This window comes from Streptomyces sp. NRRL S-646 (assembly GCF_000720765.1).
In the GTDB taxonomy this organism is placed as follows: Bacteria; Actinomycetota; Actinomycetes; order Streptomycetales; family Streptomycetaceae; genus Streptomyces.
On sequence record NZ_JODC01000007.1, the window covers coordinates 725,808 to 740,561 of the forward strand.

The following is a 14,754-nucleotide window of genomic DNA, read 5'->3' on the forward strand; positions in this document are numbered from 1 at the left end:
CGGGGTGCGCGGACCGACGTTGACTATCGTTGCCCGATCACACGGGCGGGCGGCGAGAGGCGGACGAGGACGTGGCGGGGGCCGGGTGGATACGGGTGCCGGTCGGCAACGACGCCGCACGGTGGGCGACCCGCGGGCGCAGCCACAAGGTGCTTCTCGTCGTCCACAACGTGACCGCGGCGACCCGTCTGCTGGACGTCCTGCCGCTCTTCCACGACGACTTCAGGGTGCAGCTGCTGGCCACCTGCCCGGGCTCGTCGGCGTTCCGGGCGGGCGTCGCCGAACTGCTGGACGGGACCGGGGTGCCCGTACTGCCGTGGGAGCAGGCAGTCGAGACGCCGGTCGCGCTGGCCGTATCGGCGAGCTTCGGCGGTCAACTCCGGTCACTTTCCGGCGTATTGACCGTCTTGTCGCACGGTGTCGGATACACTAAAACACTGGCGACACCCGACACCCGACACCCGACACCGGGCAGCGGTCAGGAACGGTCGGATCCGGTCTTCGGAATGTCGCCCGAGTGGCTTCTCGACGAGAACGGCAAGCCGATCGCGGACACCCTCGTCCTCTCGCACCCCGAGCAGTACGAGCGACTACGCACCGTCTGCCCCGAAGCCGCGCCCACGGCCGTGCTCGCCGGAGATCCCTGCTGGGACCGCATGCTGGCGGCCCGCCCGTACCGCGACCGCTTCCGCCGCGCCCTAGGGGTGGCCCAGGGGCAGCGCCTGATCGTCCTGAACTCCACCTGGAACCCCGAGTCGCTCTTCGGCGACGGCGGCGGCGATGACGTACTCCCTTCTCTCCTCCCCCGTCTGACCTCGGAGTTCCCGGCCGACGAGTACCGTCTCGCGACCGTGCTGCACCCGAACGTCTGGCACGGTCACGGCTCCGGCCAGATCCGCGCCTGGCTCGACCGTGCCCGCCGCGCGGGACTTTCCCTGATCGACCCCCTGGAGGGCTGGCGCCAGGCGCTGCTCGCCGCCGACGCCGTGATCGGCGACCACGGCTCCGTCACCTATTACGCAGCCGCCCTCGGCACACCGGTCCTCCTCGGCGCCGCACCCCTCGCAGGCCTGGACCCCGAGGCCCCGGTCCACGCATTCGTCCGCACCGCACCCCGCCTCGACCCCGCATGCCCCCTGCGCCCACAGGTGGACGCGCTCGTCGACCACCACCAACCACCGTCCGGGCTCTCCGAGTTGGTCAGCTCCGCACCCGGCGAGTCCGCGACCCGACTGCGACGGCTCTTCTACGACCGCATCGGCATCCCCGAACCGGACGCGCCCGCCCGCCTCGAACCACTCCCTCTCCCGCCGTACGAACCCGCGACGCACACGGTCCCGTTGCTGGTCCTCACCCGCCTGCTCGGCTCCGGCGAGGTCTGCGTCACCCGGTACGCAGGCCCGCATCCACCACCGGACAACGCGGGCGAGGCCCACACGGCGGCGCACGAGGACACCCGCGAGAGCGAGCAACTCACCCTGGCCGACGTGGTGTTCAGATACGGCGACGAGAACGACCCACGCTTCGTCTCCCCCGCGCACTGGACGGCGGAGATCCTCGCCCGGCACCCGCACTGCGCGCTGGCCGCCTACGTCACGGGCCCCGGCTCGTGCGTCGTCCGCACCCGATCGGGCACGTCAATACGCCTGGACGCCGGTCCCGGCGCGGACGCCGATCCGGCCGCGTACGCCTCCGCCCTGCACGCGTGGCTCGCGGCAGGCAAGTCACTGGATCAGCCGGCCAGGCACGGGCTGACCGTCCGAATCGGGATGACAGCCCACCTCATACGGCTCACTCCGGCCTGACACACCACTCCCGCAACCACGCCACCGGATACTCGGCCTTCTCCCGCCCAAGGCCTCAAAGCACCTCACCCAAACGCGTGGCTCGCAGCAGGCAAGCCTCCCACCCGCCAGCCGGACAGAAACCGACCGTCCGAATCGGGAACGCGGCCCACCCCGTACGTCTCACTCCGGCGTGACACACCGCTCCCGCAGCACCCGCAGCCACGCCACCTGGTATTCGGCGTTCTCACGTCCGAGCGCCGTGAGCGCCTCGTCGATCAGTGGTCGTGCGGTCTCCGATTCGCCGCCGTCCAGGTGGGTTTCGGCCAGGTCGGTGAGGGTGCGGGCGGTGTTGTAGGCCTCGCCGGTGTCACGGAAGAAGCGCAGGGCGCGGTCCAGCCGCTGCACCGCCTCCTCGCGGCGGCCGAGGCCGCGCAGGGCACGTCCCCGGTGGCGGTCCAGCAGGGCCCGGGCGCGCGGGAGGTCGGCGGCTCCCTCGTCCTCGGGGCCGATGCCGTCGAGGATGCCGTACGCCTCCTCGAAGCATGCGTACGCCTCCTCGAAGCGCCACTGCCGCAGCCGCAGCAGTCCGAGGAACTCGACCGCGGAGGCGTGGCCGCGTACATGGCCGGCCGTCTGCTCGTCCCGGGCGGCGGCGAGCGCTTCGGGTTCGGCCTCGTCCCAGCGGCGCAACTCCGTCAAGGTATGGGCGAGTTGGGCGTGCAGTGCGCCGGCCGTGCGGGTGCCGGGGAAGTGCTCGTCGGCGGTGCGTGCTCCGGCTCGCAGTGCGGGCAGCAGGACGTCGTGGTGGCCGGCCTTGAGCTGGAGCGGCCACAGGGCCTGGCAGAGCAGTACGACCGTGGCCCAGTCCCGGAACTCCTCCGCCGCGTGCACCGCCTCGACGAGAGCGGGCGCCTCGGCCGCCAGAGCGGCGACGGCCGTGCCCCGGTCCGGGAAGGACACGGGCGAGTCGGCGGCGGGCACCCGCCAGCTCTCGGGCAGTGCGGCCCGTGCCGCGCCGACGGCCAAGTTCCGGTAGCCGGCGACGACGCGGGTGACGGCGGCCGAGCAGGCCGCTATGCCGTCGAGGGCGGCCGCCGTGTGCTCGGCGTGGGCACGGACGGCGGGGCGGTAGCGGTAGCGCCCGGCGTCGGTGCGTTCCAGGAGGAGGGCCTCGGCGAGTTCCTCCAGGTGGCGGGCGGCTTCGCTCTCGTCGAGGTCCGCGGCGCGGGCGGCCGCGGCGGGATCGAGGGCGGGCCAGTCGCGCAGGGCGGCGAGCCGGTAGAGACGGGCCGCGGCGGGTGTGAGCAGACGGTAGGAGTCCTCGGCGGCCGCTCGGACGGGGTCGTTCTCGGGCCCGGCGGGCGCCTCGGTGTGCACGGCCAGGCGGGGTGCGGCGGCGCGCAGTGCGTAGGGCGAGCCGGCGCAGCGGTCGAGGACCGCGGGCAGGGCGGCGCGGGCAGCGCTGATCGCGGGTTTGCCGACGAGGTCGGTGAGCAGCCGTACGGCGTCCCGCCGTGCCAGCGGGCCGACCGGGATGCGCAGGGCGTCCAGGCCGGTGAGCGGCTGACGGGCGACGACGATGGTGAAGACACCGGGCGCCGAGGTCAGCAGCGGCCGGAGCTGCGCGGCGGACCGGGCGTGGTCGAGCACGAGCAGCAGCCGCCGGTCGGCCAGACAGCGCCTCAGGAGCTCCGCGCGGTCGGCGGCGGCCGGGGGCACCTCCTCGTCGGGCAGGCCGAGTCCGCGCAGCAGGGTGCCGAGAACCGCTTCGGGCGCGCGGGCGCGCAGGTCGGCGTAGAGCTGACCGTCGGGGAAGCGGGCGGTCTGCCGCCAGCCCCAGTGGAGGGCGAGGGTGCTGGTGCCGATGCCTTCGGGGCCGTGGAGGAGCACGAGCCGGGGGCGTCCGGCGAAGGCGCGCGTTGCCTCCTTGTCCAGTGCTTTCAGGGCCTTTTGACGATCCGTGAAGAAGTGCGGGGCGGTGGGCAGGCAGGGGCGGTGCGGTGCTGAACCGCTGCCGGGAGCTCGCACGCGGTCAGCGAACTGCGCCCAGGCCTGCGCCAGTTGAGGATCCCGGTGTATGCGCTCGTGCACCAGGCGGGCCACGTCGTCCATTTGGCCGGGGGTGGTGGGGGCGGTCACCTCGGCCCCGGCAATGCGGCGGACCAGACCGCCCGCCGACTCCCACGCCCACTTGCCGGCTTCGTTCGCCATGCCCGATCCGACGGCTCCGAGCACCGCGCCGATGGCGCCCAGCGAAACCGGATCCACCATGCCGTGCACTCCCCGTCTTCCGTTCTCGGCTGTTCCACCTGTCGCTCGCGGTGATCAACCCTAGCCGTAGTGACGGGACATGACAGGGCATCACCCGGCACGGGCTCCGGACCCGCCGGACGGGTTCATGTCCTTCAGCGCCTGCCGGGCTCCGTCAGCCCCGGTTGGCCCCCTTGGGGATGCCATACGTCCGCTCCACCTTCAGCCGCACCACCAGGCGCCGGTCGCGGACCATCGCGGCACGGTAGTCGTCCCAGTCCGGGTGCTCGCCCAGGACGTCGCGGTACAGACGGATCAGCTCCTCGACCGTGTCGTCGTGCGGGTCCTTGGCGACGGGTGCGAGCTCGGCGGTTCCCTCGACGACCGTGTAGGCGCGGCGGTCCGCGGTGGACACGTGGTACGACGCCCGCGCGTCCCGGCGCAGGTTGCGGGTCTTGGCCCGGTCGTCGGTGACGGAGATCCGGATGACGCCCTCGTCCGGGTAGTAGTGATGGCTGACGTTCGACAGCTGGGGCCGGCCGTCGCGCTTGAGCGTGACCAGCACGCCGCTGCGTTCGTCGGAGAGAAGCTCGAGCAGTGTGTCGTGAGTCATACCCAGCTAACCCATCGGACCGATCTCCGCATTCCCGTTGGGTAGACACTGTCTACGAGCGGCTGGTAGACAGTGTCTATGGATGCGTCGGAGAGTGGACTACGGGACCGGCTGGTCGAGGTCGGAGTGGATCTGGTCGCAAGGGAAGGCGCGCAGGCGCTCACCCTGCGGGAGATCGCGCGCCGGGCGGGCGTCTCGCACGGGGCGCCCCGCCGCTACTTCCCCACCCACCTGGAGCTGCTGTCCGCCATCGCCCGCCGCGGCTTCGCAGAACTGTCCGAGCGGGCGACGGGGGCGACCGGCGACGGCACGGCGACCCCGCGCGAGCAGCTGACGGCCCTGGGGAAGGTCTACCTGGAGTTCGCCGTCGACAGCCGCGGCATGTACGAGTTGATGTTCCGCCACGATCTGCTGGAGAGCGGGCACTTGGGGCTGCGCGACACGAGCTTGCCGCTGTTCGGGCGGCTGGTGGAGCTGGTCGGGCGGGTCCGGCCCGACGCGGACGCCCGGGTCGTCGCGGGCGCGCTGTGGGCGAACCTGCACGGCATCGCCCAGCTGTGGGTCTGGGGCAGCCTCCAACTCGCCACGGGCGCCGACGACTTCGTACCTCTGCTGCGTTCGGCCCTCGACGCGCACCTGGGCGACGCCGCATGAGCGGGCACCGCGCGCTGACGCTGACGTGCAGTGTGGTCGGGGCGGTGATCGTCGCCCTGGACGGCACGGTCCTCACCGTCGCGCAGCCCACCCTGCAACGGGACCTGGGCGCGTCCTTCACGCAGGTCCAGTGGACCAGCACCGGCTATCTCATCGCGGTGGCGGGCCTGTTGGTGTTCTCGGGGCGGCTCGGCGACCGGTACGGGCATCAACGGGTCTTCGCCACCGGGATGTTGGGCTTCGGGGTGATGTCGGCGGGCATCGGTCTGGCGCCCGGTGTCGGCTGGGTGATCGCTCTGCGGGTCCTGCAAGGTGTGTTCGGGGCGTTGCTGCAGCCTGCCACGCTCGGGATGCTGCGGGCCGCGTTCCCGCCCGACCGGCTGCGGATGCCGATCGCCGTGCGGGCCGGCGCGATCGGGGTGGCGGCCGCGGCGGGGCCCGTGCTGGGCGGGGCGCTGGTGGCCGGGCCGGGCTGGCGGGCGGTGTTCTTCCTCAACGTCGTACCGGCACTCGTCTTCGGCCTGCTCGCGCTCACCCTGCGCGGCCCGCGCCCCCAGCAGTCCTCGCCCGCCGCTCTGGACCTGCCCGGCGCGCTCCTGCTTGCCGCGACCCTGGCCGGTCTGGTCCACACCCTGGTCACGCTGCCGGATGGCGGGTGGACGACGGCGAGCGCGCTCGGCCTGGGGTCGGCCGCGGTCGCGGGTACCGCCTTCGTACGGCATGAGCTGCGGACCGCAAGCCCGCTGGTGCCGCCGGACGTAGTGGGCTCGGCCGCCGTGGGTTCCGCGCTCGGCATGCTGGTCGCGGCGTCGGCCGCCCTGAACGGCACGCTGTTCGTCGCCACCTTCCTGCTCCAGGACACGCTCGGTCTCGACCCTGTGCACATGGCCCTGCTCAGCCTGCCGCTCGCGGCACTGATGATCGTCGCCGCGCCGGGGTGCGCGGTGCTGCTGCACCGGGCCGGGGCCCGCCGTACGACCGTGGCGGCGATGGCCGTCCTGGCCGCCGGGATCCTGGTGCTGGGCCGGGCCTCGGGCACGGTCGGCTTCTGCATCGGGTTCGCGCTGCTGGGGGCCGGGTTCGGCACGGTGATGGTGGCGGCCACCCACGTCGTCGTACGCCAGGCCGCCGTCGGGTCGGCCGGGGTGGCGGGCGGGCTGCAGCAGACCGCGATGAACGTCGGCCCGGCGCTGGGCGTGGCCGCCGCGACGACGCTGATGGGGCTGGGCCACGGGTACGGGCTGCCGCTGTCCGTCCTCGCCGTGGTGGCCCTGGCCGGGGCGGTGGCGGGCCGCGCGCTGCCGGAACGTTCCGCCGAAACGATCAATCATGGTCATCCGGGGGCCAACGCCGGCGTTCCTGAGCGACGATGAGACCAGGCAGAACAGGCAAAGTCCGCTCCGGTTCGACGCGCCCCGAAGGGGCGCGGGGCTGTATCTTTATGCGGCTCCGCCGCGTGGGCGCGACCAGCCACAGAGATGCCGCAGCCGACTGCCGGTCTGTCGCGGCACTCACACCGGAGTGCGTTTCGGAGGAGAGCGATGACACAGCTGCGACAAGAGGTCGACCCGGGCGAGGCCGGCCTGGACGCCAAGGCGCTGGACCGCCTCGACCAGCACTTCGCCCACTACGTCGACGAGGGCCGCCTGCCCGGCTACCTGGTGGCCGTGGCCCGCGGTGGACGCGTCGCCCACCTCACCACCCACGGTCTGCGTGACGTCGCGGCGGGTCTGCCCGTCGAGGCCGACACCCTGTGGCGGATCTACTCCATGACCAAGCCGGTCACCTCGGTCGCCGCGCTGATCCTGGTGGAGGAGGGCCGCCTGTCGCTCGACGACCCGATCGGCCGCCACCTTCCGGCCTTCTCCGACCCCCAGGTCTACGAGAGCGGATCCGGCGCCGGCCTCCGGACCCGCCCCGCCGCCCAACCTCCGCTGATCCGGCATCTGTTGACCCACACCGCGGGCCTGACCTTCGCCTTCTACCACAATCACCCCGTCGACGCCCTCTACCGCGAGGCGGGCCTGGACTCGGCCGTACTGCCGGGCTCGGACCTGGCCGGGACCGTCGACGCGTACGCGCGCCTGCCGCTGCAGTTCGAGCCGGGCACAGAGTGGAACTATTCGGTAGCCACCAATGTCCTCGGCAGAGTGATCGAGGTCGTGTCCGGGCAGCCGCTCGACGTCTTCTTCGCCGAGCGCGTCCTCGGCCCGCTCGGCATGACCGACGCCGGTTTCTGCGTCACGGACGAACAGGCCCCGAGGCTCTCCGAGTTGTACGGCGAGACCGACGCCGGCGGCATCGAGCCGATCGCCGGGCTGCCGCTGCGCGGGCGGCCCCGCTTCCTGTCCGGCAGCGGCGGCATGGTGGCCTCCGCGTACGACGTGCACCGCTTCATGGAGCTGCTGCGCCGCCGCGGCGAGCTCGACGGCGTCCGCCTCCTGGCCCCCGAGACGGTGGACCGGATGACCCGCAACCAGCTGCCCGGCGGCGCCGACCTGCGCGCCTTCGGCAGCCGCCCGGCCCACGACGAGCCCGGCAACGACGGCGTCGGCTTCGGCTTCGGTGTCTCCGTCGTCATCGACCCCGACCGCACGCAGGCGCCCTCGGGCCTGGGGACGTTCGGCTGGAGCGGGGTGGCGACGACGACCTTCTGGGTGGACCCCGGCCGCGATCTGACCGTGCAGTTCATGACACAGGTCCGGCCGAAGTCGTCGCTCAGGCTCTTCCCGGACCTCAAGCGGATGGTCCACGAGGCGGTCACGGACTGAACGTGCCTCGGGGCCGCGACCGGAACACCTCGCCGACCGGCAGTGTCGGCGAGGTGGTGCGCGATCCTGCTCAGGACAGGTGGGCCACCGCGTCCAGGTGCGGCAGGACGTGGTCGAGCCGTTCCCGCTTGGTGCGCAGATAGGTGATGTTGCTCTCGCACGGCGGGATCAGCAGCGGGACCGTCTCCGCCACTTCGATGCCGTGCCGCACCAACGCCTCCTGCTTCCGCGGGTTGTTGGACATCAGACGCACCGAGTTCACGCCCAGGTCCTGCAGGATCTTGGCGGCGACGCCGTAGTCGCGGGCGTCCACCGGCAACCCCAGCGCGAGGTTCGCCTCGACGGTGTCCAGGCCCTCCGCCTGCAGCGCCATCGCCCGCAGCTTGGCGAGCAGACCGATGCCGCGGCCCTCGTGGCCCCTCAAGTAGACGACTATGCCGCTGCCTTCGGCGACGACGGCCTTCAGCGCGGAAGCGAGCTGGTCGCCGCATTCGCAGTGCTGGGAGCCGAACGCGTCACCGGTCAGGCACTCGGAATGCAGCCGGGTGAGGACACCCTCCGTCCCGATGTCACCATGGACGAGGGCCACTTGCTCGTCGCCGAGATCGTGATCCATGTAACCCACCGCCCGGAATTGCCCGTACACCGTGGGCAGCGGGGCATTCACAACACGTTCCACGCCCGTGCGCTGTGGGGACTTCTTGCCGAGGACGCCGATTTTATCTGTCATGATCTGATTCCTAAGCAGAGACGAAGGGCCGTGAAGAAATGAGTGTTTCGGGCGCGCGTACGGCGGCATACGGGCTGGTGCCGGCGGACACTACGGAAGAGGTACGGACCAGGGCGGCGGGTGTCTCAACGCAGGTCGCGGTCCTTCCGGTCGGGAGCTTCGAGCAGCACGGTCCGTTCCTTCCGCTGGCGACCGACACGCTCGTCGCCTGTGCCGTGGCCCGGGAGATCGCCGCGGCGTACCCGGTGCATCTCCTCCCGCCCGTGACGATCTCCTGCTCGCACGAGCATGCGGCCTGGCCCGGTACCGTCAGCATCTCCTCGGTGACCCTTCATGCGGTGGTATGTGACATTGCACAGTCGCTGCGCCGCTCCGGCGTCGACGCCCTGGTGGTGGTCAACGGGCACGGCGGAAACTACGTACTGGGCAACGTCGTTCAGGAATCCTCCGCCCGCGGCGAGCGAATGGCACTGTTCCCGGCCGCGGAGGACTGGGAAGCGGCACGGCAGCGGGCGGGGGTGACCACCTCGCTGCTGACCGACATGCACGCGGGAGAAATCGAGACCTCCATCCTTCTGCACGCTCACCCGGAATTGCTCCGCCCCGGTTATGAGACCTCCGATTTCGTCGCGGACGACCGACGTCATCTACTCACCCTCGGTATGTCCGGCTATACCGATTCGGGCGTCATCGGACGCCCTTCGCTCGGTTCCGCGGAAAAGGGGAAGGAACTGCTGGCGAGCCTGGCGGATTCCTTCGGCGCGTATTTCTCGTTGCTCACCTCGCAGGACGTGTCCGCCGATTCCGACGGTTCCGCGAGCGCCTCCGGGGAAGCGGGCAGCGCCCGCGGCTGAGCGGTGCCGGGTTCCGGCGTCGTCGCCCCGGAACCCGCCCGCAGGCCCGTGTACCAGCGGGCGACGAGGACGACGGCGCCCGGCAGGGCGGCCACGAAGCTCAGCACGCCGTACACCACGGCGACGGCCACACCGCTGCTCGCGCCGAGGCCGGCCGCGCCGAACGCCCAGGCGGTGACGCCCTCCCGGGGGCCGAACCCGCCGATGTTCAGTGGCAGTCCCATGGCGACCAGGGCGAGGACGGCCAGCGGCAGCAGGACGGCTACGGAGGCGCCGGAGCCGGCGACCCGGGCGGCGAGCACGAACATCCCGAGGTGCCCGGCCAGGATCAGCAGCGAGGAGACGGTGACGCCGGGCCAGTTGCGGCGCGACAACAGGCCCACGCGCGCCTCGGCGAGCGTCCTGCGCAGGGCCGTTCCGCGGCGGGACGGCGCCTTGTTCATTCGCAGGGCGACGACGACGGCGAGTGCGCCCACGGCCGCAAGGCCGACCAGCGGTGCGAAGTGCCGTACCTCGCCGAGCACCGGTGACTCCATCGTGAGCAGCATCGCCGTACCGACCACCGTCAACGCGACCTGTCCGGCGACACGTTCGAGCACCACCGAGCGCACTCCGCGCCCGAGGTCGCCGGCGCTCTGTCCGTGCCGGACGGCTCGGTGGACGTCGCCGAGGACGCCGCCGGGCAGGGCGGCGTTCAGGAACAGCGCGCGGTAGTAGTCGGCGACGGCCGGTCCGAGCGGCAGGTGGATCTTCAGGCCGCGGGCCACCAGCGCCCAGCGCCAGGCGCTGAGCACGGTGGTGGCGACGCCGATCAGCAGGGACACCACCAGGGTCGTCGCGTCGATGCTGCGCAGCCCGTCCAGCAGGACGCCCGTGCCGAGGCGCCACAGCAGCGCACCGAGGATGACCACACCCACGAAGGTGCCGAAGTGGGTACGTACGGCACGGGAGTTGAGCCGGGCGAGGGCGGCACGCCACCAGGGTGCCCGCGCGGTGGCCGGCTCGGGCCGGGCCGAGGAGACGATCACGCCGATACGTGCTTCCGAGACGGCGGGCCCGGTGGGTGCGGCGGATGCGAGGACATCGGCCCGCGCCCGCAGAGCGGCGTCCCGCGCGGCGAGACAGGCCAGGCCGTCCTCCCACACCTCGACCGCGACGGAGGCGGCACCGCCGGCCGCACCCGCCTCTGCCGGGCGGACGGCGCCTTCGGCCCGCGCCCCGGCACGGGTTCGCTTCGGCAATCCGGCCCGCACCTCAGCACCGGCTTCTGTCGGCAAACCGGCCCGCACCTCAGCACCGACGCCCGTCGGCGCCCCGGACACGACATCCACACCCCGCCGGGCCTCCACGGCGCCGCGCCGGTCGGCCCGCACCACGAGCGCCCGCACCGTCTCCACGCTCATGACGCGCCGCCCGTCGGCCGGGACAGTGCCAGCAGGTCGCTGTGGTGGACCACGACGTGGAGTTCGCCCGCCTCGCAGGCGGCCAGGCGGTCCTGCAGATACCGTTCTGCACGGGCCTTGAGCTCGGGGCGTTCCTCGACGGCCGCGCCCACCCAGCCGCGCAGCCACTGGGCCGTCAGCGCGGCCTCGCCGGGGCCGAGGCGCCAGGGGCTGGGGTTGACCCGTACCGTCGCGCCCCGTTCCGAGAAGGCCTCGCAGGCCACCGTGATCGCGTCCGGGCCGAGCAGGCCGCCGCGGCGCTGGTGGGCGTTGAACGCCTCGGTGATCTCCTCGTCCATCGGGTCGGACGGGGTGAGTTCGATACGTCCGGCCACCGAGAGCGTCAGCAGAGCGGGGCAGCCGGCCCCGGTGCAGGCGTCGGCGAGGGTCTCGATCTGCTCGCGGGTGAGCACGTCGAGCAGTGCGGACGCCGTCACGAGCGAGGCGCCGGCGAGCGCGTCCGGGGTGAGCCGGGCGACGTCGCCGCGGCGCGTCTCCACGGTGACCCTGCTGCCGTCGGCGGCGGAGCGCGGGGAGGCGACTGCCGCGAAGTGCAGCAGGTACGGGTCGCGGTCGTGCAGGATCCAGTGCTGGGGACCGTCCAGGCGGGGTGCGAGCCAGCGGCCCATCGAGCCGGTGCCGCAGCCGAGGTCGTGGATGACGAGCCCGGCCTTGCCCGGCAGGTTGGCCAGCCGGATCCGCAGCGGATCGAGCAACTCGTGCGCCCGCCCGGACGCGTCGGCGGGTTCGCGCAGCTCCAGCCACTCGGGCGCGTAACGGGGCGGCTCCTCGGGCCCGCTGTCCCGCAGTCGCACGGTGGCGCGCTCGCCGGGCCGCGGGGCGGGGCCCGCGCCGGGGATCACGGAGTCCGCCGTCTGGGAGCCGTCGCGATCGGCCGGTTCGGAGCCGCCCCACGCACCGGGCTGTGCCGGGATCTTCCCGTCGATCTGTGCCGTCCTGTTCATGCCGCCCTCCTGGGTTCGCTCGGTAGCCGGCCCAGTACTCCGGCAAGGCTTCGGGCCGTGGTCGCCCACCCGTCCAGGGCGGCCCGCCGGCCCCGGGCGGCGGCCTTCAGCCGGCGTCGTACGTCGGCCTCGCCGAACCAGCCGCGCAGTTCCGCGGCGAGGGCGGCGGGGTCCTCCGGCGGCACGAGGATGCCGGGGACGCCGCCGTCGGGGGCGCGTCCGACCGCCTCCGGGAGACCGCCGACATCTGTGGCCAGCACCGGGATGCCGCGCGCGAGGGCCTCCGTCACCGCCATACCGTACGTCTCCGCGTAGGAGGTGAGGACCATGAGGTCGGCGGCGTTGTAGCTGGCGTCGAGCTGGGCACCGGCCTGCGGGCCCGCCAGCTCGATGCGCTCCTCCAGACCGTGCTCCTTGATCAGCAGCCGCAGATGGGCTACGTACTCGGGGTCGCTCCCGAGCCCGCCGACGCAGACGCAGCTCCACGGCAGGTCGGCCGCCGCGGCCAGCGCCTGCACCAGCCGGTGCTGCCCCTTGCGCGGGGTCACCGCGGCCACGCACAGCAGCCGCGAGACGCCGTCGGTGCCGGAGGCGAGGGGCGCGATGTCGGCGCCGGGGGCGGCGACATGCACCCGCTCGGGCGCGAGACCGTGGTGCGCGACAAGGCGTCGTACCGCCCAGTCGCTGGTGGCGATGACAGCGGGCACGGCCCGCAGCACGTCACGCTCCTTGGCGTCCAACTCGGCGGCCACGGCGGGCTCGAGACCCCTCTCGTCCCCGAGCGGAAGGTGCACGAGGACCGCGAGGTTCAGCCGCTCCGTCTCCGGGACGACGATCTCCGGGACCCCGCAGGCGACGATCCCGTCCAGCAGGACGACCGAGCCGTCCGGGAACTCCCGCAGCGTCCGCGCGAGTTCCGCACGGGCCGACGCTCCGGGCCGGGGCCACTCGCCGGCCACGGCGTGCTTGTGCACCTGCCAGCCGAAGCCGGGCAGGTCCAGGCTGACCCGCCGGTCGTAGGCGTTGCCGCCGCTCGGCGCGGCCGGGTCGTCGACACCGCCCGGCATGACGAAGTGCACGGAGCGCAGCGACATGGGGATGATCTCGGCGTTCTTCAGGGCGGAGTTCTGTACGGGGACGTACGCGAGCGCCGCCTTCTGAGGCCGCTGCACCTTCTCCAGGGTCACGTCGGTCACAGGGCACGCTCGTAACTCGCCCAGGCGATGTGCGACTCGTGCAGGGTCACCGAGATGCCTGCGATGCCCTTGGCGCCCTCGCCCAGCGCGCCCTTCTCGATCCGCTCGGCGAGCCGGTCGGCGATGACCTTGGCCAGGAACTCCGTGGAGGTGTTGATGCCTGCGAAGTCGGGCTCGCTGTCGAGGTTTCTGTAGTTCAGCTCGCTGACGACGGCACCGAGTTCCTGGGTGGCGAGTCCGATGTCGACGACGATGTTGTCGTCGTCCAGCTGCTCGCGCCGGAACGTGGCGTCCACCAGGAACGTCGCTCCGTGCAGGCGCTGCGCGGGTCCGAAGACCTCGCCGCGGAAGCTGTGGGCGATCATGATGTGATCGCGGACGGTGACACTGAACAACGGACGACCCTCCAGGTGCGGCGCGTCTGGTCCTCCGGCCGTTGGCCGCCGGAGGATGCCGTGTAGTACGGCTCTTCGCTTCCCCGCGTTCAGCCGAGTCTCACTCTTTTCTCAGGTCAGACCGTTTCGGGGTACCTCACACGGTGACACAGCGCGGGAATCTCACCGGAGGCCAGCCGGGGCATCACCTCAGGCAGCTCCTCGAACGCGCTTTCCCCCGTGATGAGCGCGTCGAGCGCCGGGTCTGCGAGCAGGTCGAGGGCGAGGGCGAGCCGGTCGGCGTAGCTGCGGTTCGCGCGGGCCGGGGAGACGGTGCCGACCTGGCTGCTGCGGATCGTCAGCCGCCGGGAGTGGAAGGCCTCGCCGAGCGGGAGGCTCACCTTCCGGTCGCCGTACCAGCTCAGTTCGACGACGGTGCCTTCGGCGGCCAGGAGTTCCAGGGCCCGGGCGAGGCCCTGTTCGGTGGCGCTGGCGTGCACGACGAGGTCCCGTTCCCCCAGCGCGTCCTCGGGCAGCGCGAAGTCGACTCCGAGGGCCTCGGCGGTCTTGGCGCGGGCCGGGTCGGCGTCGACGAGTTGCACGCGTACGCCCGGGAAGCGGGCCAGCAGGGCGGCCACCGAGCAGCCGACCATGCCGCCGCCGACCACCGCGATCCGGTCGCCGACCAGCGGCGCGGCGTCCCACAGGGCGTTCACGGCGGTCTCCACGGTCCCGGCGAGAACGGCCCGCTCGGCAGGAATGTTCTCCGGCACGACCGTGACGGCCGAGACCGGCACCACATACCGCGTCTGGTGCGGATACAGACAGAAAACCGTACGCCCCACCAGTTCCTTGGGCCCCTCCTCCACTCTCCCCACACTGAGGTAGCCATACTTCACGGGTGCTGGGAACTCGCCCTCCTGGAAGGGCGCCCGCATGGCCGCGTGCTGGCTCTCCGGAACGCCGCCGCGGAAGACGAGCGTCTCAGTGCCGCGGCTGACTCCGGAGAAGAGCGAGCGCACCAGCACCTCGCCCTCCTCGGGTTCGGGCAGGTCGACGCTCCGGATCTCGCCGATACCCGGACGACTCAGCCAGAACGCGCGTGCGATGCGGTTCAT

At 72.4% G+C, this 14,754-nt stretch carries 12 protein-coding genes and 1 pseudogene; 5 read left to right on the plus strand and 8 right to left on the minus strand.

The genetic code is table 11. The features are described from left to right. Window positions 1-29 precede the first annotated feature (29 nt). Window positions 30-1,805 (plus strand): hypothetical protein, encoded by a 1,776-nt coding sequence (locus IH68_RS0118760; protein WP_030936562.1) that lies wholly within the window; start codon window positions 30-32, stop codon window positions 1,803-1,805. Between the two features lie 162 nt (window positions 1,806-1,967). Here IH68_RS0118760 and IH68_RS0118765 read toward each other — a convergent pair whose 3' ends face one another. Continuing rightward, complete coding sequence (locus IH68_RS0118765) at window positions 1,968-4,058, minus strand: tetratricopeptide repeat protein (protein WP_030936564.1); 2,091 nt, start codon at window positions 4,056-4,058, stop codon at window positions 1,968-1,970. 154 nt (window positions 4,059-4,212) lie between these two features. After that, window positions 4,213-4,650 (minus strand): PPOX class F420-dependent oxidoreductase, encoded by a 438-nt coding sequence (locus tag IH68_RS0118770; protein WP_030936566.1) that lies wholly within the window; start codon window positions 4,648-4,650, stop codon window positions 4,213-4,215. Window positions 4,651-4,728: 78 nt separating this feature from the next. Here IH68_RS0118770 and IH68_RS0118775 point away from each other — a divergent pair, with 78 nt between their 5' ends. The 3 genes from IH68_RS0118775 to IH68_RS0118785 all read left to right on the plus strand — a co-directional run bounded on the left by IH68_RS0118775 (window position 4,729) and on the right by IH68_RS0118785 (window position 8,075). Next, window positions 4,729-5,304 carry a TetR/AcrR family transcriptional regulator gene (locus IH68_RS0118775; protein WP_030936568.1) on the plus strand — a complete coding sequence of 192 codons (576 nt, stop codon included), beginning with the start codon at window positions 4,729-4,731 and terminating at the stop codon, window positions 5,302-5,304. Beyond that, window positions 5,301-6,677, plus strand: a complete 1,377-nt coding sequence (locus IH68_RS0118780; RefSeq protein ID WP_030936569.1) for an MFS transporter — start codon at window positions 5,301-5,303, stop codon at window positions 6,675-6,677. The genes IH68_RS0118775 and IH68_RS0118780 overlap by 4 nt, the downstream gene beginning before the upstream one ends. 168 nt (window positions 6,678-6,845) lie before the next feature. Continuing rightward, complete coding sequence (locus IH68_RS0118785; RefSeq protein ID WP_030936570.1) at window positions 6,846-8,075, plus strand: serine hydrolase domain-containing protein; 1,230 nt, start codon at window positions 6,846-6,848, stop codon at window positions 8,073-8,075. A 70-nt stretch (window positions 8,076-8,145) separates the two neighbouring features. Here IH68_RS0118785 and ribA read toward each other — a convergent pair whose 3' ends face one another. Beyond that, window positions 8,146-8,805, minus strand: coding sequence for a GTP cyclohydrolase II (ribA, locus tag IH68_RS0118790; protein WP_030936571.1), 660 nt, complete (start codon window positions 8,803-8,805; stop codon window positions 8,146-8,148). 38 nt (window positions 8,806-8,843) lie between these two features. Here ribA and IH68_RS53200 point away from each other — a divergent pair, with 38 nt between their 5' ends. Beyond that, window positions 8,844-9,659, plus strand: coding sequence for a creatininase family protein (locus IH68_RS53200; RefSeq protein WP_078912506.1), 816 nt, complete (start codon window positions 8,844-8,846; stop codon window positions 9,657-9,659). A gap of 137 nt (window positions 9,660-9,796) precedes the next feature. Here IH68_RS53200 and IH68_RS58055 read toward each other — a convergent pair. The 5 genes and pseudogenes from IH68_RS58055 to IH68_RS0118820 form a co-directional block, all read right to left on the minus strand. After that, a pseudogene (locus IH68_RS58055) lies at window positions 9,797-11,062 on the minus strand (lysylphosphatidylglycerol synthase transmembrane domain-containing protein); the annotation flags it as partial. Beyond that, the gene (locus IH68_RS0118805) at window positions 11,059-12,066 is read right to left on the minus strand and encodes a class I SAM-dependent methyltransferase (protein ID WP_030936573.1); all 1,008 of its coding nucleotides are present in this window, start codon (window positions 12,064-12,066) and stop codon (window positions 11,059-11,061) included. The pseudogene IH68_RS58055 and the gene IH68_RS0118805, both read right to left, overlap by 4 nt. Next, window positions 12,063-13,262, minus strand: coding sequence for a glycosyltransferase family 4 protein (locus IH68_RS0118810; RefSeq protein WP_030936580.1), 1,200 nt, complete (start codon window positions 13,260-13,262; stop codon window positions 12,063-12,065). The genes IH68_RS0118805 and IH68_RS0118810 overlap by 4 nt, the downstream gene beginning before the upstream one ends. After that, the gene (locus IH68_RS0118815; RefSeq protein ID WP_030936582.1) at window positions 13,259-13,657 is read right to left on the minus strand and encodes a 6-pyruvoyl trahydropterin synthase family protein; all 399 of its coding nucleotides are present in this window, start codon (window positions 13,655-13,657) and stop codon (window positions 13,259-13,261) included. Before IH68_RS0118815 ends, IH68_RS0118810 begins: the two co-directional genes overlap by 4 nt. Before the next feature lie 116 nt (window positions 13,658-13,773). Next, window positions 13,774-14,754 carry a zinc-dependent alcohol dehydrogenase gene (locus tag IH68_RS0118820; RefSeq protein WP_030936583.1) on the minus strand — a complete coding sequence of 327 codons (981 nt, stop codon included), beginning with the start codon at window positions 14,752-14,754 and terminating at the stop codon, window positions 13,774-13,776.

What these genes read in the sequence shown, in the direction of transcription:
- ribA (WP_030936571.1), bottom strand. Translation starts at nt 8,805, where the DNA reads ATGACAGATAAAATCGGCGTCCTCGGCAAGAAGTCCCCACAGCGCACG.
- IH68_RS0118780 (WP_030936569.1), top strand. Translation starts at nt 5,301, where the DNA reads ATGAGCGGGCACCGCGCGCTGACGCTGACGTGCAGTGTGGTCGGGGCG.
- IH68_RS0118805 (WP_030936573.1), bottom strand. Translation starts at nt 12,066, where the DNA reads ATGAACAGGACGGCACAGATCGACGGGAAGATCCCGGCACAGCCCGGT.
- IH68_RS0118765 (WP_030936564.1), bottom strand. Translation starts at nt 4,058, where the DNA reads ATGGTGGATCCGGTTTCGCTGGGCGCCATCGGCGCGGTGCTCGGAGCC.
- IH68_RS0118785 (WP_030936570.1), top strand. Translation starts at nt 6,846, where the DNA reads ATGACACAGCTGCGACAAGAGGTCGACCCGGGCGAGGCCGGCCTGGAC.
- IH68_RS53200 (WP_078912506.1), top strand. Translation starts at nt 8,844, where the DNA reads ATGAGTGTTTCGGGCGCGCGTACGGCGGCATACGGGCTGGTGCCGGCG.
- IH68_RS0118770 (WP_030936566.1), bottom strand. Translation starts at nt 4,650, where the DNA reads ATGACTCACGACACACTGCTCGAGCTTCTCTCCGACGAACGCAGCGGC.
- IH68_RS0118775 (WP_030936568.1), top strand. Translation starts at nt 4,729, where the DNA reads ATGGATGCGTCGGAGAGTGGACTACGGGACCGGCTGGTCGAGGTCGGA.
- IH68_RS0118820 (WP_030936583.1), bottom strand. Translation starts at nt 14,754, where the DNA reads ATGAACCGCATCGCACGCGCGTTCTGGCTGAGTCGTCCGGGTATCGGC.